Source organism: Shewanella sp. GutCb (assembly GCF_002836135.1).
Classification (GTDB): domain Bacteria; phylum Pseudomonadota; class Gammaproteobacteria; order Enterobacterales; family Shewanellaceae; genus Shewanella.
Window position 1 is genome coordinate 13,187 of sequence record NZ_PJBL01000005.1, and the last position, 21,721, is coordinate 34,907.

A 21,721-nucleotide genomic window follows, 5' to 3' on the forward strand; every position below is an offset into this window, starting at 1 on the left:
CTGTCGCTCTAATAGCCTCAATCACCGCGAAAGATTGATGACGTTATAATTTAATTATTTGATGTTTATGACGGTGTATTTATTAGTGTTAGCTCAGTTGTTGTTTTATCGCTTGCTGCCAAGCTACAACATCTTCTCTTTGGTCGATATCGACGGCGATCCCTGGCACTTCAACAACGGTCAATTTATCTTGGGATGCGAGCTGCTTCAGTAAAGGTTTAGCGCCTTTATCGCCCGTAAGTTGCTGCAGTTGATTGAATAGATCCGCATTGAAAATAGCAGGCACGCCAATACTGTGTTGATAACAAGCGCAACAGGTTTTTCTCTCTAATAACCAACGCTTAACTATAAGTGTGTAGGCGTCCTTATCTACGCCAATATGATCGGCGAGCGTCACCATCAACGCATCAGCGTTTAGCTGTTTTGCCGTTGTGACTGCGGTTTTTATTGAACTGGATAATCCTCGCTGCCATTGAGGATTGGTAATGACACGCACACCAGCGGGTATCAGGGCCATTAACGCTTGATGATGCGCGCCAAGCACCACAACAACGTCACAATGCAGAGAGGTTGATTCGAGCTGCTTAGCAACAGATTGAAGTTTATCAAGGCTATGAAGTAATAGCGGCTGACGCTTCACTTGGCCTATTGTATTAATAACATCAATAGGTTCTGCGAGCTTGATCCCTTCAAAACGGCTACTAGCGCCAGCGGCAAGTAACGCTATAACCAATTTATGAGTGCTATTTATCTCGTTAATTAAGGCGTTGTTGTCCGCAGCACCTTTGCTTACCTTGTTCAAAAGTTCTGTCACGTCATCACCTTATCTAGCGAGACTTGATGAGCCTTATGCAATACCCCGTGGCATTGGGCTAAAATACTTAGCGCAATGGACTCAGGTAATTCGCCTCCCAGTGCAAGGCCCGCAGGGGCTGAAAATACCCCACTGAAATCATTTGCCGACACCCCCGCAATCGCCAGCACCTTTTCTCTACGATGTGGCGGCCCTAATAAAGCGACATAGCAGATTTGAGTCTGACTCAAACGCAATATCGCGTTAGCGTCTAATGTGAGGTTGTGCTGCATGACAACCGCCGCATCGAATCGATTCATTATGTCATTGGTTAATTTAGCTGGCGTTTGTTTGATGATTGTTGATGACGGAAAGTCATGATGACGGGCATAACTGGTGCGTTCGTCTATCACAGTGACTTGCCAACCTAGCTGATTTGCAATATTAGCCAAGGGCTGAGCGTCTAAGCCGCCACCGAATATGGCAATATGAAAACGTGGACGACAAGGGATCACTAATCGATGCTCTTGCTGCATAGGGTGATGACCAGTTTGCTCCAGCGTAAAAATAACAGGTTTTTGCACATCACTTGGGGGGTAGTGACTCTCTGATGGGTTGACGACCGTCGCTACAAATAGGTCTGAGGTCGTCCCCTCATCAGGGAGTACCAACTCGTATAAACAAGGGATCCCCGCTTGCAGATTTTCAGCAAGGCGATGCAGTTGTAAGTAGTGATTTTTAGATGTTAACGGAAAAAGCATAAGCTCAATGATGCCGCCGCACCCCAACTGATAGGTGGTGTCTGACTCGTCGGTCGCATCGTATACCAGCTTTACTGCGGTATCATATTGAATAGCCCGCTGGGCATGCCTTTTAAGATCCCCTTCTAAACACCCCCCGCTAACTAAGCCAATACTTTTCCCTAATGGGTGAAATAGCATCATCGCGCCCGCTTTACGATAGGCAGAACCTTGAACCTTAGTCACCACTGCTAACACCCATCCATCGTGGGGTGTTAACTGCCATTCGCTCAGTAGATCTTCAATATGATTCGACATAATTCCGTGTCCCCCATTGAGTGTGATACTCAATCTAGTGATTAAAACTAATCAACTTATTTGGCAATTGAAAGCCGCAAACCGTTACAAAAGGTGTTTTATCGTAAGGTAAATATAAGCGGGTCTTGTACATAGTTCAAATAACCGAGATTCAACGCCTTCGTTGACGGTTTTTTTATTTCCGTTTTTTAACAAATCGATTACTATTAGTGGAATAGCAACACCTTATTGGAAGTCAAAATTGCATGGCCGCAAATAGTCAGAACAAAGGATTTACGTTAATTGAACTGGTGGTCGTCATCATCGTTCTCGGTATTCTAGCCGTTATTGCGGCGTCACAGTTTATCGATTTTAGACGAGATGCCGAAGTTAGCCGAGTTCAGGCTATCGCTGGAGCCTACCAACAGGCAATAACCTTTAGCCACACCCGTTGGCAAATATTGGGAAACAATAGCTCACTTAATGATTTGCCGAACTACGCGGGTGGCAAGCTAGATATGAATACGTTGGGTTTTCCTCTGGGGATTGATAAAGGCAACCCTATGGGGCAACCAACCAACATTGGTCAGGGCGAACAGGGCTGTGTTGATCTGTGGGAAACATTACTTGAAGAACCCGGCAGCGTATCTTTATCAAGCGTCGATAATGGCAGTGATTTTCAAGCTTATCGCCACCAAGCTGATACCAACTCAACCGGACAGACCCAATGCAGCTATGTATTACGCACGCTTAATGATGTTGCGGGACGTAAAACAGCAGACATTAAGATTGTGTACGACTCTGTTGCGGGCACCGTCGTCAGTATTATAAGTGACAATTAATCGGCATTTAACCTCATAAATTAAAGCCGCCCAGTACAATTGCTTGATGGCGGCTTTAATTATCATCTACAGCACTTGCCAATATCCCAACATTTATCCATTACAAGATTAAAGTGCAATATTAGTGCGTCGATAGTCATTTTTCGATATTAGTGCTTCGACATTGTTGAAGGCTCAACCCACGCTTGAGTGCCATATAACGGCACCGTAGACAATGCATGTTTATGGCTGCCATTGGTCTCTTTTGTCGAGTAAGACAGATAAAGTAACGTCTGATTCTCAGCATCATAAATACGGCGTACTTTTAGCGTCTTAAACAGAATACTTAATGACGCTTTAAACACCACTTCACCATTTTTACTCTTATCGATACTCGCTATATCTGCGGCCGAAATAACCCCCGTCTGACGACATGAGATACTCATGTCTGAAGGGTCGGCCAAGCTGAGGTTCGCTTCAATACGGCTAATATGACAGGTAACACCCGCGATTTTAGGATCGGGGCGTGCATCTATGATGATATCTTTAGTGGTAAATAAGCCAAGACTGACTTTGCCAACGTCATCGCCACAGCCTGCTAACGTCAACATGGCAACAGCGCCAAGCATACTGGCTTTTATTAGTGCTAACTTACTCATTTTATATCCTTTAACATTGTGTAGAGCCAGAGAGATACGAACAAAACGTTATGCAAAAACTCTTTGCGCCCAACGTGTTAATCCAGCAGTAACACTACCAAAGTGATCACCAACAACAATTGGAATGTCCGGGAATAAGCCTGAAATACGTCGGTAAATGGCTGGGCTTCGAGCGGTACCACCGGTGACATAAATTCTATCGGGCTTAACCCCTGATGTGCTCAATGCCTCACGCATTAATGATTCAACTTTGTTTAATGGTATGGTTATCGCTTTTTCAAAATCAGCTTCAGTCACTTTGGCATGTAAGCCTGCATCTATATATTCGAGTTGAGTATCGATACTGTTCTCGCTAGATAAGGCTATCTTACTTTGCTCTGCACTGCGTACTAATTTATAGCCTAACTGCTCTTTCTGCACTTTGAGTAAACGGTTTATCAACTCAGGTTGCCGTGCTTCGCTCACCAGATCTTCGATGAGTTTTTTTGATTTTATTGTAGCAAAATCACGCTGCGCACTAATATCGTTAACAGCGACCGCATTCCAGAAAGGTTTACTTGGCACAGGTAGCTTATTGACCATCAAACTTCCCAACCCAAGATGTGGCATAAATGCAGCCATAGACAAGGCGATATCAAGATCGTTACCGCCGATTCGTTGGCCGCTATGGCCTAAGAAATCAACGCTACGGTCACGCTTATCGATATGACTCGGCCCCATCTTCACCATCGAGCAATCAGTCGTACCACCACCAACATCCACTACTAGCACAGTCAAATCTTCATCTAAAGAAGCTTCATAGTCCATACCCGCTGCCAGGGGTTCAAACAGAAAATCGACATCAATAAATCCGGCACGTTTTGCTGCAAGCGATAAAATAGCCTCAGCTTGCTGGTTGCTTTGCTCGCCGCCAACGCCTTGAAAATTCACTGGGCGGCCAATAACCGCATGGGTGATCTTGTTGCCAGTGGCGACCATGCTTTTTTCTGCTGCGCCTTTAATGTGCATCATCATTAATGTGACAATATCTTCAAAAAGCGCAATTTGATTATCTCTCAAGCCTGTTGCACCCAAAAATGACTTTGGAGAGCGAACATAAAACCCTTCATCAGGCATCTCAAAATAGGCTTCTACTGCTGCATCGCCGACAAACACCGCTTGCTCGTTAGGTAACAGATCCAGTTCACGGCGGGCATGCGCAGCTCGGCTTAGCTGTGCAGATCTAAGTCGGGTGTATTCGGCCTTCTGAGGCTCTGGTAATTGTCTTAACACGGCATCCGCAATCAACTCTCTGTCCATTGCGTATAGAGTAGACGTGAGATATTTCGATTCACCAGACAAAGGCACCAAGTCCACCTGCCCGTTATCCATAATACCAATCGCACAATTGGCACTACCGTAATCAAATCCTACAAACATTCGTCTATACCTACCTATTACCCATAAAAAAGCCGTGAAAAATAGCACAGTTAATAAGATGCAAAAAGCGTTATTTTGAAAAAATATCAGTAACGACGATTTCTATTCACTTGTGACAATAACTTGAGAAATGTAAAGAAAAACTGCGCAGCGAGTTCACTCCATTTCGTTTGCGGATATCCATCAGCATTTTTAAATTCGAATGGGAGCCTATTTCAGTCAATTGAGTAAAAATCGACTAAACTTAAATCATATGCCGACACTGGGACTCGACTAGATAAACAACTAAGGTCTTATTATGTATGGCTGGAAGCTAGCCTTATTCGTAACCTTTATCTCATTGCTTTGCATGGGCGTGCAAAGTGCGGAAAAAAATAGTCTTACCTCAGAAATCCCCGTAATTAGCATCAAAGGTCCAATAGGGCCAGCAGTAAGCGAACATCTTACCGCTGAAATTAACGTCGCAAACAGTCAAAACACCTCACCACTCATTATTATAACTTTGGATACCCCTGGCGGATTGGTCTCTAGCCTTCGCGATATCAATCAAACTATTTTGGCCTCCAATATTCCTGTGGCATGTTTGGTTTACCCTAAAGGTGCCAGAGCCGCTAGCGCCGGCACTTACATTCTATATGCATGCCATGTCGCAGCGATGGCAAAGGCAACAACGATAGGCGCGGCTACGCCAGTTCAAATAGGCCCAAGTGCTCCTAGTCCCGAAAAAAGCGTTCCAGCGGATAAAAGTGAAGCAGATAAACCGAGTAATATCACTGCATCAGCAATGGAGAAAAAAGTGCTTAATGATGCTATTGCCTACATACGTTCGTTAGCTCAACTAAGAGGACGAAACGAAAAATGGGCAGAGCTTGCGGTAAAAGAGGCTGCAACGTTAACGGCGCGTGAGGCTTTGGAACTCAATGTCATCGATTTGATTGCCGAGTCTCCGACACAACTCGTTAGCCGTCTTGATGGAACCATCATTACTTTTGGCGAAACAAAAATCCCCCTAAAGCTAAAAGGTGCAGTATTAGTGGATAAACGGCCAAGTTGGCAAAATCAGTTTATAGCCACAATCACTAATCCCAATATTGCCTATATTTTAATGATCATCGGCGTCTACGGCTTGCTGTTAGAGTTTTATAGCCCTGGCGTTGGGCTAGCGGGCGTGACCGGTGCCATTTCACTCATTATTGCTCTTTATGCATTCCAAATGTTGCCCTTGAGTTATGCGGGATTAGCACTGTTGCTTCTTGGTATTGTGTTACTGATAACAGAATCAATGCTGCCCAGCTTTGGGATATTTGGCCTAGGTGGTATTACCGCATTTGTGGTTGGATCGATATTTCTCTTTGATACCGCACAACCCCAATTTCAAGTATCACGTGTTCTTATCGCCAGTGTGGCGGTATTGAGTACATTGTTTTTTTTATTCGCCCTAGGCTTTATTTGGCGGGCTAAAAAGAACCCAGTGGTGACGGGTCCTGAAGCGATTATCGGCGCAAACGCAACGGTAATTTATGATTTTGAAGGCCAAGGTTTTGTCAATTTGAATGGCGAACGTTGGAATGCAATCAGTCCCATAAAACTCAGTAAAGGTCAGGCCGTAACGGTAATAGAAATTAACGGCCTGTCGCTACTCGTATCGCTCGTTGAAGCTAAGGAGGCCTCTAATGGAGTACGCAATCAATAACGGCGCAGTATTCGGTGCGGTAATGATCTTTGTCATTATCTCGCTGCTTATTAGTACATTCAGGATTTTGAGAGAATATGAACGAGGTGTCATTTTTCTATTAGGGCGCTTCCAACTCGTAAAGGGACCAGGACTTATCATCGTCATTCCATTTATTCAACAGATGGTAAGAGTCGATCTAAGAACCGTTGTTATGGATGTGCCTAGCCAAGATGTTATCAGCAGAGATAATGTATCAGTAAGGGTCAATGCAGTGCTGTACTTTCGGGTGATTGATTCTCAAAAAGCCATTATCAATGTCGAAGACTTCTTACAAGCAACATCTCAACTGGCACAGACCACTTTACGCTCGGTATTAGGGCAGCATGAACTGGATGAAATGTTAGCCAATCGCGAGATGCTCAATGCCGATATACAAGTGATCCTTGACGGTCGTACTGATGATTGGGGGATAAAAGTATCCAACGTCGAGATAAAACATGTTGATCTTAATGAGACCATGGTGAGAGCCATCGCTCGCCAAGCGGAAGCGGAAAGAACGCGTCGTGCTAAGGTCATCCATGCTTCGGGCGAGATGGAAGCATCGAGCAAACTCGTCGAAGCCGCGACCACACTTGCCACTGAACCGAATGCCATTTTATTGAGATATTTACAAACCTTAACTGAAATAGCCAGTGAGAAAAATTCGACAATTTTATTCCCATTGCCGATGGACCTGCTCAATGGTGTAATGAATACTGATGAGAAGTCAGCTGGTCTAGCAAAAAGAAAAACCGAACCCTCGAATAACAATGGCGAGTAAAAACTAAAAAAGGCAGCCTAGGCTGCCTTTCGTTTAACTGGAGTGCTCGTTATAGATTTTTTTCATTTTGAGCTTTTTTAAGCTGCTCTTTCTTAGCTCTACGAGACTCTATTACCTGGCTCACATCGCTACCGATATGTGCTTCACCACGCTGTTTTGATAATTGCACCTGACGCTCGCGCTCTAAAAAACGTTCACGTTGCTTATCGGTCACAGTGTCGATGCAATGAGGGCAGCTAACACCTTGCTCAAACTGAGCTGACGCTTTCTCTTCTACGGTGATAGGCATACGGCAAGCATTACATTGGTCATACTGACCTTTTTCAAGATCATGATTAACGGCGACGCGATTATCAAACACAAAGCACTCACCTTCCCACAAGCTTTCTTCCTGCTTAACTTCTTCAAGGTATTTCAAAATACCACCTTCTAGATGGTAAACATCATCAAAGCCCTGCTCTTTTAAATATGCTGTCGATTTTTCACAGCGAATTCCGCCAGTGCAAAACATGGCCACTTTCTTATGCTTAGCCGGATCAAGGTTTTGCTTAACGTATTCAGGGAACTCTCTAAACGTGGTTGTTTGTGGGTCGAGTGCATTTTTAAAGGTACCAATTTGGACTTCGTAGTCATTACGAGTGTCGACCAAAAGCACTTCAGGATCTGAAATCAGGGCGTTCCAATCTTTTGGCTTAACATAAGTGCCCACCACTTTGTTAGGGTCAATACCTTCGACGCCCATGGTCACGATCTCTTTTTTAAGCTTAACTTTAGTGCGATAGAAAGGCATATCGTCATCAAAAGACAGTTTGTGCACGATGTTGTCTAGCCCGGGTTGTGACGATAACCATGCGAGCAGTGCATCAATTGCAGCTTGAGAGCCAGCAACCGTGCCATTGATACCTTCGTTTGCCAGTAACAATGTGCCTTTAACACCCGACGCTTCCATCACACTGAGTAATGGTTTTTGGATGTTTTCAAACTCAGGAAGTGACACAAACTTATACATAGCACAGACAACAACTTTTGACATACAAACCTCTTATTACTGCTCGCTGAAGCTTAATCTTCAGTGCATTTAGTACTGCAGCGACAAAATGTGAGCCACTACGCAAAATTAAGCGCGGAGTCTACCTGAATCACATCAGAACAAACAGGTACAAAAAGTAAGGTTAATCGAATTTTTTACTTAATAAGTTGTCTTATTTTTTACGCTACCATTCGCGTAAAATCGAATATTGATTGTTATTTCACTTAAGTCAGTTAAAAATGGCCCCTAGTTTTTATTCAAATAATATTATTATGACCTTACCCACATTATATTCATTTCGACGCTGCCCTTACGCTATGCGCGCTAGGCTCGGTCTAGTTCTCGCAAAATCCCCTGTTAGCTTGCGTGAAATTGTATTAAAACATAAACCAGAGGCGATGCTTTTAGCGTCTCCTAAAGGCACAGTTCCAGTATTAATTTTACAAAATGGCGAAGTGATTGAAGAGAGCTTTGAGATCATGTGTTGGGCACTGGCGCAAAATGATCCCCACGATCTACTTCTAACAGCGACGAGCGACAAGCAAGAAGCGGCTAAAGCACTGATTGATTATAATGATCAGGTTTTTAAATCTTGGCTAGATAAATACAAATATGCCGACCGTCACCCCGAATACAATGAGCAGTATTATCGTGAGCAAGGTGAAGTGTTTATCGCCCAGCTGGAGAATCTGTTGAGCAAACACCCTCAGCTTTTACGGGCGACCCCCTGTATTGCAGACTACGCCATCTACCCTTTTATTAGGCAATTTGCTCATGTCGACAAAGCATGGTTCGAGCAATCCGCTTATAAAAATGTACAACTATGGCTAGCTAACCACCTTCAAAGTGATGAATTTATCACGGTTATGCAAAAATTCCCGACTTGGCTAGAGAGTGATCAATCATTTGTTTTTGGACAGTAAGTAATTGGTAAAAATAATAATGTAACTTCGTTATCAGGCATCTGTAGCAGAAAATACAGCTGGGATACTCATATCACAATCATAGGTATTATCACCATAAGTAACCCACCCATACTCCAATTAAAGCAACGGCGTCGTTTAGCTGAATTTAATTTATTTTTGATTGCCGCACCGAGTATGACCCAAGTGAAAGATGCTGGAAAACCGACGATGTTAAACACCAATAAACCCAATATCGCACTAGTCCAATAGGCTTCTCCGCTCACCGTAAAAGCAGTACAAAGAGTGATAATTGCCATCCAACTTTTCGGGTTAATCCATTGAAAAAGCGCAGCCTCTTTCATCGACATCGGTTTTCTGTCTGCAGCTTCATAATCTGCATCTACAGGCATGTTGACCACTCGATAGGCCAAATAGACAAGGTATAATACAGACGCAGCCTTTAACCCGCTATGCAGTACGGGCCAAGTTTGAAATAGCCCCCCAACCCCTAATAAAATCGCAATATGCAATAAAGTTTGCCCGACACGGATCCCAATAATATGTGGTAGCGTCTGCTTAACTCCAAAGTTAGCGCCTGATGTGGCAAGCAATATATTATTGGGGCCCGGCGTCATTGTCATCGTCGCGCAAAAAATTGCCGCAGATGCCATTAAAGCCAACATAGAATCCATTTAGTTTCTCCTACTCTCAACATTGTACGCATACAATAATTGACACAATCACAATATAAGGCGCATAGTAATCAATACAAAATAGAGATCAATGGTTTTATTGTCATGGGTACAATTTGGATTCCAACACTCGATAACTACAAAGGGCCTTTGTATGTTCGTCTTGCAGAGGCGGCTGAGGATGCGATAAAGGATGGTTTATTATTGCCCCTCAGTAAACTTCCGCCTCAGCGGCAACTAGCAGATAACGTTGGTGTTACCATAGGCACAGTAACGCGCGCCTATGCTCTGCTAGAGCAACGTGGTTATGTGTTTGCCAAAGTGGGCGCTGGCACATTTGTAAAAGGCCGAGAGTTTAAATCCAAGCCGCAAGCCGCCAATTTTGCAACCTGTGAACAGCCCTTAACTAACCAGACTACCATCATAAGTGATGCTCTTAGCCAGCTGGCTAAAGAGCCGCATACGATTGGTCAGCTAATGCAATACCACGCTGATCCGCTGCCGCAGCATCAACTCAAGTTCAGCCAATGGTTGCATAGACGTAATATCCCGCAAACTTGCGATCAAATAGTATTTACCCATGGCGCACAACAAGCCATATTTTCAGTACTAAATGGATTAATGAATGCGGGTGAAACCCTGTTATGTGAAGACAATTGCTACCCAGGAATAAAAGTCGCTGCGCAACAACTCTGTCTTAACATAGAGAAGGTATCGTTAACCCAAGATGGCTTAGCGCTCGATGAACTTGAACAGAAGATGATTCGCTACCAACCTAAGGTTATTTACCTTACGCCCAATAACCAAAATCCGACTTGCATTCAATACAGCTTGCAGCAACGGCAAACCATTATCGATCTCGCACGCCAATATGACGTCATTATTATTGAAGACGATGTGAACTACTGCTTGCCTAATGAATGGCACACGCCGATGTGGTGCTTAGACCAAGCCTCAGCGGAAAGTAGCCAGCAACAAAAGGTGATTTATCTATCAAGCTTATCAAAACTGTTTTGTGGTGGCTTACGCCAAGGCTTTCTGCTGTGCCCTTCCCCTTTGCTGGCTAAAATTAAGCAGGCACTTTACAGCCAATGTTGGATGGTGTCGCCACTCAATACCGAGCTTGCCTGCAGGATCATTGGCAATAAGTCATTTATGGGGGACAGAGAACTACAAATAGCCCACAGACAACGTCTGTGCATTGCTATGGGAGAGCGCTTGAACTTAAACCAAACATGGCGTGGGCTAAATGGCTGGCTACAACTTTCTCTACCGCTGAAATCTCATCATGTGGTCGCTGCACTTGCTGCAGAAGGAATATCAATTCGTGATGGTGACGATTTTGATGATCAACAGAATCATATTAGGTTAAGCATTGGCGGTACATGTGATGAAATCGAGTTTGAAAAGCAGCTGGCAGTGATTGAATCGACGATAGTAAAGCTAAGTCAAAGCAGCTACTCATTTGTTTGAAGCAGCCTCTAAGCATCGGGCTGTGTGCACCGCTCTTTGAGTCGTTGGAGAACAACAATAAAGATTGAACTGAATTGGTAACATTAGCTTATAAATCGAGCTATGACGACGTAGTATTTGATCGTTTCTAACGCATTTTTGGGCATAAACAACTTAGACTATTAGTTCTAGTTAACCTGACTTAGATTAGAAAAATAGCTTCATTTATGCAAAAAACCTAACTCTATTTGCTCTTTTTATTCGCTCTTTTATTTATGTCAATTTTAAGCACGAGATGCTAGTGGTTATTCATCACTGCAACATAAGCTAGTTTTTAAATTCGTGAGGAGCCATCAAGCTCTGCTCCCCTTTCTTTTATGTACGCGGCATATTTTACCCTAATAGACCTAGAGGCTTACAACACACACCATACCTTAAGCTGGCTCTACGATGGAGTTCATATACTTCACAACCTAACATAGGTTCAGTTCTATTGATAACTGCGCCAAAACGCTCCTGGTAGTCTTCATTGATTTGTTTTGCACTTATAAGCGGTACTTCAATACTGACATCTACACGACCTTTACGTATCAACGCAGGATCGAGACTTTCAAGATGGTTAGTGGTCATTATTACAAGGCAGTCTTCAAGAGGAATGACTCCATCTAGCGCGTTAAGTACGCCACCTAAGGTTAGCGGCGGATTATCTACGTTACTTTCTGCAGCACGTGATACCGTAGCCTTTACACAGTCACAGTCTTCTATTAACAACATGGCTCCAGGCGGTATCTTTCTAATCGCCTTATGAACAGTGACATCGTTTACAGTAGAAAGATTAAGTATGTATAGATCGCGACCATACTCAACGGCTAAGGCTCTAGCTATACCGGTCTTACCGGTACCCGTTCGTCCATGTAACAGTAAGGTTAGCTTACTTACAACCGATTTATCTCTACTTGCAAAGTTACCTACTTCACGAAGTAGCTCCTGCTTAAACCCTCCATCTAGCACTAATTCTCTAAAACCTGATGACTTCAATGTGCCATAGCGACACCATTCAGTGTCCTCGAAAATATTAACCTTTGGCTCAGTAGATATGTCTCCACGAACATCTTCTAAAAAACTATATAGTTTATCTCTCGACCACCATGGTACCGCTATAGTAATAGTATCGTACGGCATAGTGCTATCGACCTTGGACCGAGTTGCCAGCATGAAGCAACCATCGTATTTAAACACGTGCATGCCGTAACCAATAGATTTAACACTGATAAGACCGTCGTAACTCGCACGATAGTCAAAGTACACAGCCTCAGAGATAGAGCGTGAAAACAGCGGAACGGTAGTGTTACTTATCAGAAAGGACAGTTTATTGAATACCTCTGTACGCGCCTGCTGGCTGTCGTCTATAGTCAGCCGTATCGACAGCAGGCTACTGACCCAGCTTAACATCTTCGAGGGGATGCCTTTTAACATATAGCCCACTAGTCCACTTAACGTTAATGTCAATACTCCGACAATGACAGCTGTCAACAAAGGATCACCGTTGGTGAGTGTCTTTACTTGTAGTAATAACGCGTTCATTTACTTATCTCTCTTATAAATGCCTAATGGACGTCGTAGAGAATACTACCAACATAGTCGAGGGTACTACCAAGGTATCCTCAGTATGTGCGCTATAGCACGTGGTTAAAACGTATACTTCCGAGAACGGCACCTAGCCTAGTTTTGCATTGCAGGGGAACCGATGTTCTAGGCTCTCAGGTTCGAGTGACCGCTGCTAGAGGCTGTGCATCAAATAATAGGACGTTATAGAAGCCACCATAAAATACTGATTTAAAAGCGCTTTGATAAAGCAGAAACATGAGGGCTCGGCCATAGTCTTTCTCGTGCATCCATATATGGACTTCAAGGAATTTAGATATCTTGCCTATGCAGATGGCAAATAGAGGCGATAACGATTTTAAAAAAATAGTCAGAAGATCAACAACTTCATCTGGAGCCCTGAGGGATTAACTCTTATGAAATCAAGAGCGGACGCAAGCACTTTGCCCTTTACAAAAGAATGGGCGAAGCGCCACTAATTTTGTTCCGACTAAAAATAAAGGCGCCGCTTTATCAAGCTGCGCCTATGGGTAAAATCCGATGCCACAATGCCAATCACATCTGCTGGTCGACTCTGACGTAGCCTTTAAGATAAACCACTCTAACGTCATCATTGACGTTAAAAATCATCCCTTGATCTAAGTCTTGGATCACCATCACTTGTTCACCCGTGTCTAAGGTAATCATCATTTCAACTAACTTAAGCTCTTGATAATATGAGCTATCACCGTAGCGATTACCTATACCAGCACCTAGAAGCGCGCCCAAGACTGTCGCGACATCTTGGCCTGAACCACCGCCAAATTGATGCCCTACAACACCACCAATTAACGCCCCCCCAAATGTCTTCCAGCCAGTATTGCGATCTTCAACCAATTGCTTCTCGGTAATGTTTCTTACCGAAACCACTTGACCAAATTCAACTTTTTCAACTGCAACAGCCTGATTACGATCATAAGGCGCAGCGCTTAGTTGGGGTATACTAAATAATAAACTGATAACCGTAAAAACAATAAGATGAGGTTTCAACATATGCATTTTTCCGCTAACTTAAAGGTATGTACATTGCCTAATTTTACTCAATTGTGAACTCACTGTCCTATTTAAATCAAGATCAACAAGATTTTCCACCAGCAGAGCAAGCGCTAAGCGACCCTAATGGGCTACTCGCGGTTGGTGGCGATCTGCAACCTGAAAGGCTGCTAAATGCTTACTACAATGGGATTTTCCCTTGGTTTAATCAAGATGATCCCATTTTGTGGTGGTCTCCCGATCCGCGTGCGGTTTTTGTTCCCGGAAATTTAAAAATAAGCCGTAGCTTATTGAAACATTTAAAAAAACAAAAGTGGACCTATAGCATTAACAAACAGTTTTCCGCTGTCATTCAAGCTTGCGCAGCCCCAAGAGCTAAGCAAGATGAAACCTGGATTTCAGATGATATTCAGCAGGCTTATCTTAAGTTGCATCATCAAGGCCATGCTCACTCAATTGAAGTATGGGAAGAAGGCAGCCTCATTGGAGGCCTTTATGGGCTGGCTATTGGACAAGTTTTTTGCGGAGAATCGATGTTCCACCTTCGTACTAATGCCTCTAAAGCTGCTATGATCTTATTACAGCAACACCTAATACGGTGTGGCTTTAAACTCATTGATGCACAAGTAGTTAACCCACACTTGGACAGCTTGGGCGCAAAAGCAATAACACGAAAAGATTTTCTCGCGCTCCTTAAGCACCTAAGAGACGGCAACGTTAACCCGAACAGCTGGTTAACTGCAGAGGTACCGATTGAACTCTAACTCTAAATCTAGACCTGTCACGGTTGGAAAAACCAAAATCTTTCCTTGTAGCTACCTAGAGGAGCAACAAGAGCAACTCTTAGTATTGCAAGAGGATATCATTGATGCGGGATTATTTGAGCAGCTACTGGCGTTAGGTTTTCGTCGCAGCAGCAGTATGATCTATAAACCACAATGCCCTCACTGCAACGCATGTTTACCCATTAGACTTGAAATCGATGAATTCAAGTTATCAAAAAGACAAAAGCGCACCCTAAAAAATAATCAAGATTTAAGCTGGAAAATTGTCGATCATAAAACAGATGAGCAATATGCCTTATATGAGCGATATGTTAATACACGCCATTTAGACGGTCCAATGTACCCTGCCACACCAGAACAGTACGATAGTTTTGCCACCGCAAATTGGACTCAACCAGTGTTTATAGAGCTATCTATCGCTGACAAACTGATTGGTGTAGCAGTCACAGATGTGCTTCCGAACAGTTTATCTGCCATTTATAGCTATTTTGATCCAAATGAGCATAAACGATCTTTAGGAAGTCTGTTAATATTGCTGCAAACCAAGATAGCCAAAATGATGCAGAAACAATTTTTATATTTAGGCTATCAAATTGATGATTCTAGAAAGATGAATTACAAACGAGACTACCGTCCCCACCAAATTCTCACGCGTTCTGGCTGGGTTACAGAGATTAAGATCAAAAACATAAACATTTAAGCAATAACGGCTCTACAGCTGTGGTTCACTCAACCTTTTCTTTACAGTGACGTGAATTTACGGCATGATATGCCCGTTTTTAATATTTGAAGGCTAACAGGATAACTGATTAATGGCGAAAGAAGACAACATTGAAATGCAAGGCACAATCCTTGAAACCTTGCCAAATACAATGTTTCGTGTAGAACTTGAAAATGGTCATGTCGTAACGGCACACATTTCAGGAAAAATGCGTAAAAACTATATCCGTATTCTTACGGGTGACAAGGTAACGGTTCAGCTGACCCCTTACGATTTGAGCAAAGGACGCATCGTCTTCCGTTCACGCTAAGTTATTATTAGCCTATAACGTATCGAAAAAAAAGCCGGCTTATGCCGGCTTTTTATTATCTGCAATTCGGTGATGTTTGATAACGATGCTAAGCATCGCTATCAATCAACAAAGAATGGAGCCAAATGATGACTCCACTCAACGGCATTTAATGCATGGCTTTTTGCTGTGACTCAACTTTAATCACAATCTCATCGCCTTTCACATCAACATGGGCAACACCGCCTTTTTCAAGGTCACCAAATAGAATCGCATCTGCAAGTGGACGTTTGATTAAATCCGTCACTACGCGCGCCATTGGCCTTGCCCCCATAGACTTGTCGTAACCTTTCGCCGCTAATAGGGTTCTCGCTTCATCACTGACATGGAGCATCACTGACTTGTCGTCTAGCTGAGCTTGTAACTCGACTAAGAACTTATCAACTACCTTAGCAATAACGGTCATATCAAGGTGGTTAAACCAGATAATGGAATCCAAACGGTTACGGAATTCAGGTGAGAACACCTTGTTGATTTCCGATAACGCATCTTGAGTATGATCTTGTTGCTTAAAACCTATCGATTTACGAACCGTTTCCTGTACACCAGCATTGGTGGTCATCACGACAGTGACATGTCTAAAATCGGCTTTACGGCCGTTATTATCTGTCAACGTACCGTGATCCATCACTTGCAGCAGCAGATTATAGACGTCGGGATGGGCTTTTTCTATTTCATCGAGCAATACCACACAGTGTGGGTTCTTAATCACTGCATCGGTTAATAAGCCACCTTGGTCATAACCGACATACCCAGGAGGAGCACCAATCAGGCGTGACACCGTATGGCTTTCCATATATTCAGACATATCAAATCTAACAAGACTAAGGCCAAGGCATTTAGCCAGCTGACTCGTCACCTCCGTTTTACCGACGCCGGTAGGACCGGCAAACAAGAAGCTACCGACAGGTTTATTCTCACCGCCGAGTCCACTACGAGATAGACGAATAGCGGCACTAAGCCCCTCAATCGCGATGTCTTGCCCAAATACGACCATCTTAAGGTTACGCTCAAGGTTCTTGAGCATATCCTTATCAGAACTCGATACCGACTTCTCAGGTATACGCGCCATTTTTGCGATGATGGTTTCGATTTCACTTTGACCGATGGTTTTTTTACGCTTATTGGCAGGCAACATCGCCATTCGAGCGCCCGCTTCATCGATCACATCAATCGCTTTGTCAGGTAAATGTCTATCGTTAATGTGCTTATCAGACAGCTTTGCAGCAACACTCAACGCCGCCTGCGTGTAGCGCACATTATGATATTCTTCATATTTCGACTTCAGTCCTTGAAGGATTTTGGTCGTCTCAGCAACAGAGGGCTCATTGATATCCACTTTTTGGAAGCGACGTGCCAATGCACGGTCCTTCTCAAAAATACTTTGGTACTCTTGGAACGTTGTGGAGCCCATACATCTTAAATTACCACTTGAAAGCAGCGGTTTAAGTAAGTTGGAGGCATCCATCACGCCGCCAGATGCGGAGCCTGCACCGATAATAGTATGGATTTCGTCGATAAATAAAATCGCATGTTTATCATTTGCAAGCTCTTTGAGCAAACCTTTAAAGCGTTTCTCAAAATCGCCACGATACTTAGTCCCCGCAAGCAATGCTCCTAAATCAAGCGAGTAAACCGTTGCCTTACTCATGACTTCAGGCACTTCATCCTTGACGATACGGTACGCTAGCCCTTCTGCAATTGCCGTTTTACCGACACCGGCTTCCCCCACTAACAAGGGGTTATTCTTACGGCGGCGACACAAGGTCTGAATTGAACGTTCAATCTCTTCGCTGCGACCAATCAATGGGTCGATTTCACCTTTTTTAGCTAACTCATTCAAGTTAGAGGTAAATTGCGACAAGATGCTGCGCTCTTCTTCCGTCTCAGTTTGATCTTCAATGCGATTGGGTTCGGCATCGGTATCAACATCATTTTTTGACGAACCGTGTGAAATGAAATTGACCACATCTAGACGAGTCACATCGCCTGAGCGCAATAGATAAACAGCTTGAGATTCTTGTTCGCTAAAGATAGCCACTAACACATTTGCGCCAGTAACTTCGTTACGCCCAGATGATTGGACATGAAAAACGGCTCGTTGTAAAACGCGCTGAAAACCGAGCGTGGGCTGAGTTTCTTTCTCTTCTTCAGGATCGGAAATGATAGGCGTAGTTTGTTGAATAAAACTCGAGACTTCGCCTCGGAGTTTATCGAGGTTTGCTCCGCAAGCAACTAACGCCTCTTGTGCGGCCGGATTATCGATTAACGCCAACAATAGATGCTCAACCGTCATATATTCATGACGTGCATCTCTGGCTTGCTGAAAAGCCAGGTTTAAGGTGACTTCAAGATCTTTATTTAGCATAAGCACCCCCAAAAATTAAAAACAGATTCAACCAAATTAGGCCTCCTCTAAAGAACACAGTAACGGATGTTCGTTTTGTCTTGCAAACTGATTTACCTGAGCAACCTTAGTTTCTGCAATACCAAAAGGGAAAACACCACAAATCCCCTTTCCTTGATGATGAATGGCAAGCATTATTTCAGTGGCTTGTGCTTCATCCTTTCTAAAAAATAGCTGTAAAATCTCAATAACGAAGTCCATTGGAGTGTAATCATCGTTATTCAATATAACTTTATACATAGAAGGTTGTTTTAGTTCTGATTCAACACTCTCTTCTACGTGTTCTACGTTTTCTGTTCTACTCATGTTTCAATACTAGCCTCTAGTCTTGGCTTGTTCCAATTGATTATCGAACTCAATCTATTTAATACCACAAATCATACCAATTGCATTAAGTATTTGACCAATCCAGAGAGCCTCAGACTTTTCAATTCAAGGCACATTGGTGAAAAAGGGTTATTCCCTGTTAAAGCACTGCAAAGCAGAAGTGGAAAATCTGAGGCGCTCACTTAGTGCGGGTTTCAAAGCCCTTTAAGCTTCGTTGTGGGCTTTAGATATAGAATAACTATTAGCTTCAATCCCCCATCTCGCCTACAGGGCTTTGAATTCCCGCTGAATGGTCAAACTTTTAATGCAATTGGTATCATACCAAATAGTATGTGCTACTTTGTTTGTAAAAATGTTACCTACTTGTTAATTTTATCTTGACAAGCAACTTTTCTGCTTTCATTCTGTTCAGTACGCGAGGATTTTCCTCGCTGATATGTTTGACTATCTTACTGGGAAGTGAACAACAGAAGGAAGTGGAAGTATGGCAAGCGGAACTGTTAAATGGTTCAACAACGCCAAAGGATTCGGGTTTATTTGCCCTGATGCTGGCGGTGAAGACGTTTTTGCGCACTATTCTACCATCGAAATGGAAGGCTATCGAACTCTAAAAGCAGGCCAACCCGTCAGTTTCGAAGTGGAAGCAGGACCAAAAGGTATGCACGCGTCAGCAATATCAACAGCTAACTAAATTAGATGTGTTTGAAATAAAAAAAGCAGAGTAGTGATCTACTCTGCTTTTTATTGCTTATTAAAAAAGGCCTGTGCAATACAGGCCTGAATATTTTAGCCGTTAACAAGTGCGTTTAGCGTCGCACTTGGGCGCATAGCGTTAGCCGCTTTCACAGCATCTAAACGATAATAACCGCCTAAATCTACTGCTGGGCCTTGCACACTATTTAGCTCAGTAACAATCTTTTCTTCATTACTCGCCAAGTCTTCAGCAAACTGCGCAAACTGTGTTTGTAGCTCGCTATCTTGTGTTTGCGCCGTTAACGCTTGTGCCCAATACATCGCTAGGTAGAAATGGCTACCCCGATTATCAAGCTCACCTACACGACGTGACGGTGACTTATTGGTATCAAGGAACTGACCAATGGCCAAGTCTAGCGTATCAGCTAATACTTGTGCTTTTGCGTTGTTGGTTGTCTGGCTTAGATGCTCTAATGATGCACCTAACGCTAAAAACTCACCTAATGAATCCCAACGAAGATGACCTTCTTTCTCAACTTGTTGAACATGCTTAGGCGCACTGCCACCCGCACCCGTTTCAAACAAGCCGCCACCGTTCATAAGTGGCACGATTGAAAGCATTTTAGCACTGGTACCCAGTTCTAAAATAGGAAATAAATCAGTGAGATAATCACGCAGCACGTTACCCGTTACTGAGATAGTATCTTTACCCGCTTTTACACGTTCAAGCGTATAGCGTGTCGCGTCAACCGGAGACATGATGTGCAGTTCAAGACCATTGGTATCATGATCTTTTAGATACAGCTCAACCTTTTTAATGATTTCAGCATCATGCGCTCGATCAGCATCTAACCAAAATATTGCAGGAGTCGCTGACAAGCGTGAACGATTAACCGCAAGCTTTACCCAATCACGAATTGGCGCATCTTTAACTTGGCACATTCTGAAAATATCACCGGCTTCAACCTTGTGTGACATTAGCACTACGCCACTTTGGTCAACGACATTAACGCTACCCGCCGCTGCAATTTCAAATGTTTTGTCGTGGCTACCGTACTCTTCTGCTTTTTGGGCCATAAGGCCAACGTTTGGCACGCTTCCCATAGTGCTAGGGTTAAATGCGCCATGCTTGATGCAGAAATCAATGGTTTCTTGATAAACGCCAGCGTAACAACGATCTGGGATCATTGCTTTCATGTCTTTTAGCTGACCATCTGGACCCCACATCTTACCTGAAGTACGAATAGCGGCAGGCATAGAGGCATCAATAATGACGTCACTTGGAACGTGTAAGTTAGTAATGCCTTTGTCAGAGTCAACCATCGCCAGTTCAGCACTGCATGCGTATACTGCTGCGATATCCGCCTCAATAGCCGCTCTTTGATCTGCAGGTAAAGTGGCAATTTTGGCGTAAACATCACCCACACCATTGTTAACATCAACGCCAAGTTCTTCAAATAACTTGCCGTGCTTCGCAAATACATCTTTGTAGTAAACTTTAACCGCATGACCAAAAAGAATCGGATCCGATACTTTCATCATGGTCGCTTTTAAATGCAGTGATAATAAAACATCCTGCTGTTTAGCTTTTTCTGATTCACGCTCGTAAAAACTCACTAAAGCTGCTTTGCTCATGACAGCAGAATCAATCACTTCATCGGCTTTCAATGCGATAGCACTACGCAATACTTGTTCAGACCCATCGGTTTTGTTCAATACAATTGAAACACTACCCGCTGTTGCAACAGTGACCGATTTTTCACTGCCATAAAAATCACCTTCACTCATATGAGCAACGTGAGACTTAGAGTCTGTAGACCATTTCCCCATTGAATGTGGATTTTTTTGAGCAAACTTCTTTACCGAACCGGGTGCACGGCGATCTGAGTTTCCTTCGCGCAATACAGGGTTTACCGCGCTGCCTTTAATTCTGTCGTAACGCGCTTGGATATCTTTTTCAATATCGCTTGCGGGCTCATCAGGATAGCTAGGAATGTCATAGCCTTTATTCTGCAGTTCTAAAATACAGGCTTTAAGCTGCGGCACGGATGCGCTGACATTTGGCAGCTTGATGATGTTAGCTGCTGGTGATTTAGCCAGCTCGCCAAGTTCAGCAAGCGCATCACTGATTTTTTGCTCAGCGGTTAAGTTTTCAGGGAAAACAGAGATGATCCGGCCAGACAGTGAAATATCACGAGTCTCGACGTTAACACCTGCACTTTGAGTGAACTTCTGAATAATAGGTAACAAAGAAAGAGTGGCGAGTGCTGGAGCTTCGTCAGTTTCGGTATAGATGATCGTTGATGATTTATCGTTCATTTTTTGTCCTACATTATTTTAAATTTAAGATTTTTATAATAATTATGTCTATCTTTATGATTAAAAGGTAAAAAATTCAGTCACTTTCGATACTTATCGTCACTCACGCTGTGCGATAATTTTTTATATTGTTTGCCGCTACGTTCTCAATTGAGATCGCATAAACACGCGATTTTAGTT

At 43.3% G+C, this 21,721-nt stretch carries 20 protein-coding genes; 9 read left to right on the top strand and 11 right to left on the bottom strand.

Features of this window, described 5'->3' with window-relative positions; translation table 11 throughout:
- Positions 1–88: 88 nt before the first annotated feature.
- Both CXF86_RS05190 and CXF86_RS05195 read right to left on the bottom strand, forming a co-directional pair.
- Entirely contained in the window at positions 89–814 is a 726-nt protein-coding gene (locus CXF86_RS05190) for a nucleotidyltransferase family protein (RefSeq protein WP_102038519.1), read from the bottom strand.
- Positions 811–1,851 (bottom strand): XdhC family protein, encoded by a 1,041-nt coding sequence (locus CXF86_RS05195; RefSeq protein ID WP_102038520.1) that lies wholly within the window; start codon positions 1,849–1,851, stop codon positions 811–813. The genes CXF86_RS05190 and CXF86_RS05195 overlap by 4 nt, the downstream gene beginning before the upstream one ends.
- Before the next feature lie 245 nt (positions 1,852–2,096).
- Between CXF86_RS05195 and CXF86_RS05200 the strand changes: the two genes are divergently transcribed.
- Complete coding sequence (locus tag CXF86_RS05200; RefSeq protein ID WP_101089740.1) at positions 2,097–2,672, top strand: type II secretion system protein; 576 nt, start codon at positions 2,097–2,099, stop codon at positions 2,670–2,672.
- Positions 2,673–2,821: 149 nt separating this feature from the next.
- Here the strand turns inward: CXF86_RS05200 and CXF86_RS05205 are convergent, their stop codons facing one another.
- Together CXF86_RS05205 and yegD are read right to left on the bottom strand one after the other, a co-directional pair.
- Positions 2,822–3,310, bottom strand: a complete 489-nt coding sequence (locus CXF86_RS05205; RefSeq protein WP_102038521.1) for a CreA family protein — start codon at positions 3,308–3,310, stop codon at positions 2,822–2,824.
- A 48-nt stretch (positions 3,311–3,358) separates the two neighbouring features.
- Positions 3,359–4,729, bottom strand: coding sequence for a molecular chaperone (gene yegD / locus CXF86_RS05210; RefSeq protein ID WP_102038522.1), 1,371 nt, complete (start codon positions 4,727–4,729; stop codon positions 3,359–3,361).
- Positions 4,730–5,027: 298 nt separating this feature from the next.
- Here yegD and CXF86_RS05215 point away from each other — a divergent pair, with 298 nt between their 5' ends.
- Together CXF86_RS05215 and CXF86_RS05220 are read left to right on the top strand one after the other, a co-directional pair.
- Positions 5,028–6,422 (top strand): NfeD family protein, encoded by a 1,395-nt coding sequence (locus CXF86_RS05215; protein ID WP_102038523.1) that lies wholly within the window; start codon positions 5,028–5,030, stop codon positions 6,420–6,422.
- Positions 6,423–6,444: 22 nt separating this feature from the next.
- Complete coding sequence (locus CXF86_RS05220) at positions 6,445–7,224, top strand: slipin family protein (protein ID WP_374702324.1); 780 nt, start codon at positions 6,445–6,447, stop codon at positions 7,222–7,224.
- A 49-nt stretch (positions 7,225–7,273) separates the two neighbouring features.
- Here CXF86_RS05220 and CXF86_RS05225 read toward each other — a convergent pair whose 3' ends face one another.
- Positions 7,274–8,257: an oxygen-dependent tRNA uridine(34) hydroxylase TrhO gene (locus CXF86_RS05225; RefSeq protein WP_102038524.1), complete on the bottom strand. Its 984-nt coding sequence runs from the start codon at positions 8,255–8,257 to the stop codon at positions 7,274–7,276.
- Between the two features lie 269 nt (positions 8,258–8,526).
- On the opposite strand from CXF86_RS05225, the gene CXF86_RS05230 reads away from it, so the two are divergent.
- On the top strand, positions 8,527–9,177 hold the full coding sequence (locus CXF86_RS05230; RefSeq protein WP_102038535.1) for a glutathione S-transferase: 651 nt from the start codon (positions 8,527–8,529) through the stop codon (positions 9,175–9,177).
- A gap of 68 nt (positions 9,178–9,245) precedes the next feature.
- Here CXF86_RS05230 and CXF86_RS05235 read toward each other — a convergent pair whose 3' ends face one another.
- Positions 9,246–9,851 (bottom strand): LysE family translocator, encoded by a 606-nt coding sequence (locus CXF86_RS05235; RefSeq protein ID WP_102038525.1) that lies wholly within the window; start codon positions 9,849–9,851, stop codon positions 9,246–9,248.
- Positions 9,852–9,956: 105 nt separating this feature from the next.
- Between CXF86_RS05235 and CXF86_RS05240 the strand changes: the two genes are divergently transcribed.
- Positions 9,957–11,324, top strand: a complete 1,368-nt coding sequence (locus CXF86_RS05240; protein WP_102038526.1) for an aminotransferase-like domain-containing protein — start codon at positions 9,957–9,959, stop codon at positions 11,322–11,324.
- A 372-nt stretch (positions 11,325–11,696) separates the two neighbouring features.
- On the opposite strand, the gene CXF86_RS05245 is transcribed toward CXF86_RS05240, so the two are convergent.
- Together CXF86_RS05245 and CXF86_RS05250 are read right to left on the bottom strand one after the other, a co-directional pair.
- Positions 11,697–12,887, bottom strand: coding sequence for an AAA family ATPase (locus CXF86_RS05245; protein ID WP_102038527.1), 1,191 nt, complete (start codon positions 12,885–12,887; stop codon positions 11,697–11,699).
- A 576-nt stretch (positions 12,888–13,463) separates the two neighbouring features.
- Positions 13,464–13,940, bottom strand: a complete 477-nt coding sequence (locus tag CXF86_RS05250) for an outer membrane lipoprotein (RefSeq protein WP_102038536.1) — start codon at positions 13,938–13,940, stop codon at positions 13,464–13,466.
- A 53-nt stretch (positions 13,941–13,993) separates the two neighbouring features.
- Here CXF86_RS05250 and aat point away from each other — a divergent pair, with 53 nt between their 5' ends.
- From aat to infA, 3 genes are all read left to right on the top strand, one after another.
- On the top strand, positions 13,994–14,704 hold the full coding sequence (aat, locus tag CXF86_RS05255; protein WP_101089732.1) for a leucyl/phenylalanyl-tRNA--protein transferase: 711 nt from the start codon (positions 13,994–13,996) through the stop codon (positions 14,702–14,704).
- The gene (locus CXF86_RS05260) at positions 14,694–15,425 is read left to right on the top strand and encodes an arginyltransferase (RefSeq protein ID WP_101089731.1); all 732 of its coding nucleotides are present in this window, start codon (positions 14,694–14,696) and stop codon (positions 15,423–15,425) included. Before aat ends, CXF86_RS05260 begins: the two co-directional genes overlap by 11 nt.
- Before the next feature lie 112 nt (positions 15,426–15,537).
- Positions 15,538–15,756: a translation initiation factor IF-1 gene (gene infA / locus CXF86_RS05265; protein ID WP_005500725.1), complete on the top strand. Its 219-nt coding sequence runs from the start codon at positions 15,538–15,540 to the stop codon at positions 15,754–15,756.
- Between the two features lie 148 nt (positions 15,757–15,904).
- Here infA and clpA read toward each other — a convergent pair whose 3' ends face one another.
- Together clpA and clpS are read right to left on the bottom strand one after the other, a co-directional pair.
- On the bottom strand, positions 15,905–18,163 hold the full coding sequence (gene clpA / locus CXF86_RS05270; RefSeq protein ID WP_101089730.1) for an ATP-dependent Clp protease ATP-binding subunit ClpA: 2,259 nt from the start codon (positions 18,161–18,163) through the stop codon (positions 15,905–15,907).
- 36 nt (positions 18,164–18,199) lie between these two features.
- On the bottom strand, positions 18,200–18,508 hold the full coding sequence (gene clpS / locus CXF86_RS05275; RefSeq protein WP_101089729.1) for an ATP-dependent Clp protease adapter ClpS: 309 nt from the start codon (positions 18,506–18,508) through the stop codon (positions 18,200–18,202).
- A 505-nt stretch (positions 18,509–19,013) separates the two neighbouring features.
- Here clpS and cspD point away from each other — a divergent pair.
- Positions 19,014–19,220, top strand: a complete 207-nt coding sequence (gene cspD / locus CXF86_RS05280) for a cold shock domain-containing protein CspD (RefSeq protein ID WP_101089728.1) — start codon at positions 19,014–19,016, stop codon at positions 19,218–19,220.
- 95 nt (positions 19,221–19,315) lie between these two features.
- On the opposite strand, the gene CXF86_RS05285 is transcribed toward cspD, so the two are convergent.
- On the bottom strand, positions 19,316–21,541 hold the full coding sequence (locus CXF86_RS05285) for an NADP-dependent isocitrate dehydrogenase (protein ID WP_102038528.1): 2,226 nt from the start codon (positions 21,539–21,541) through the stop codon (positions 19,316–19,318).
- Positions 21,542–21,721: the final 180 nt, after the last annotated feature.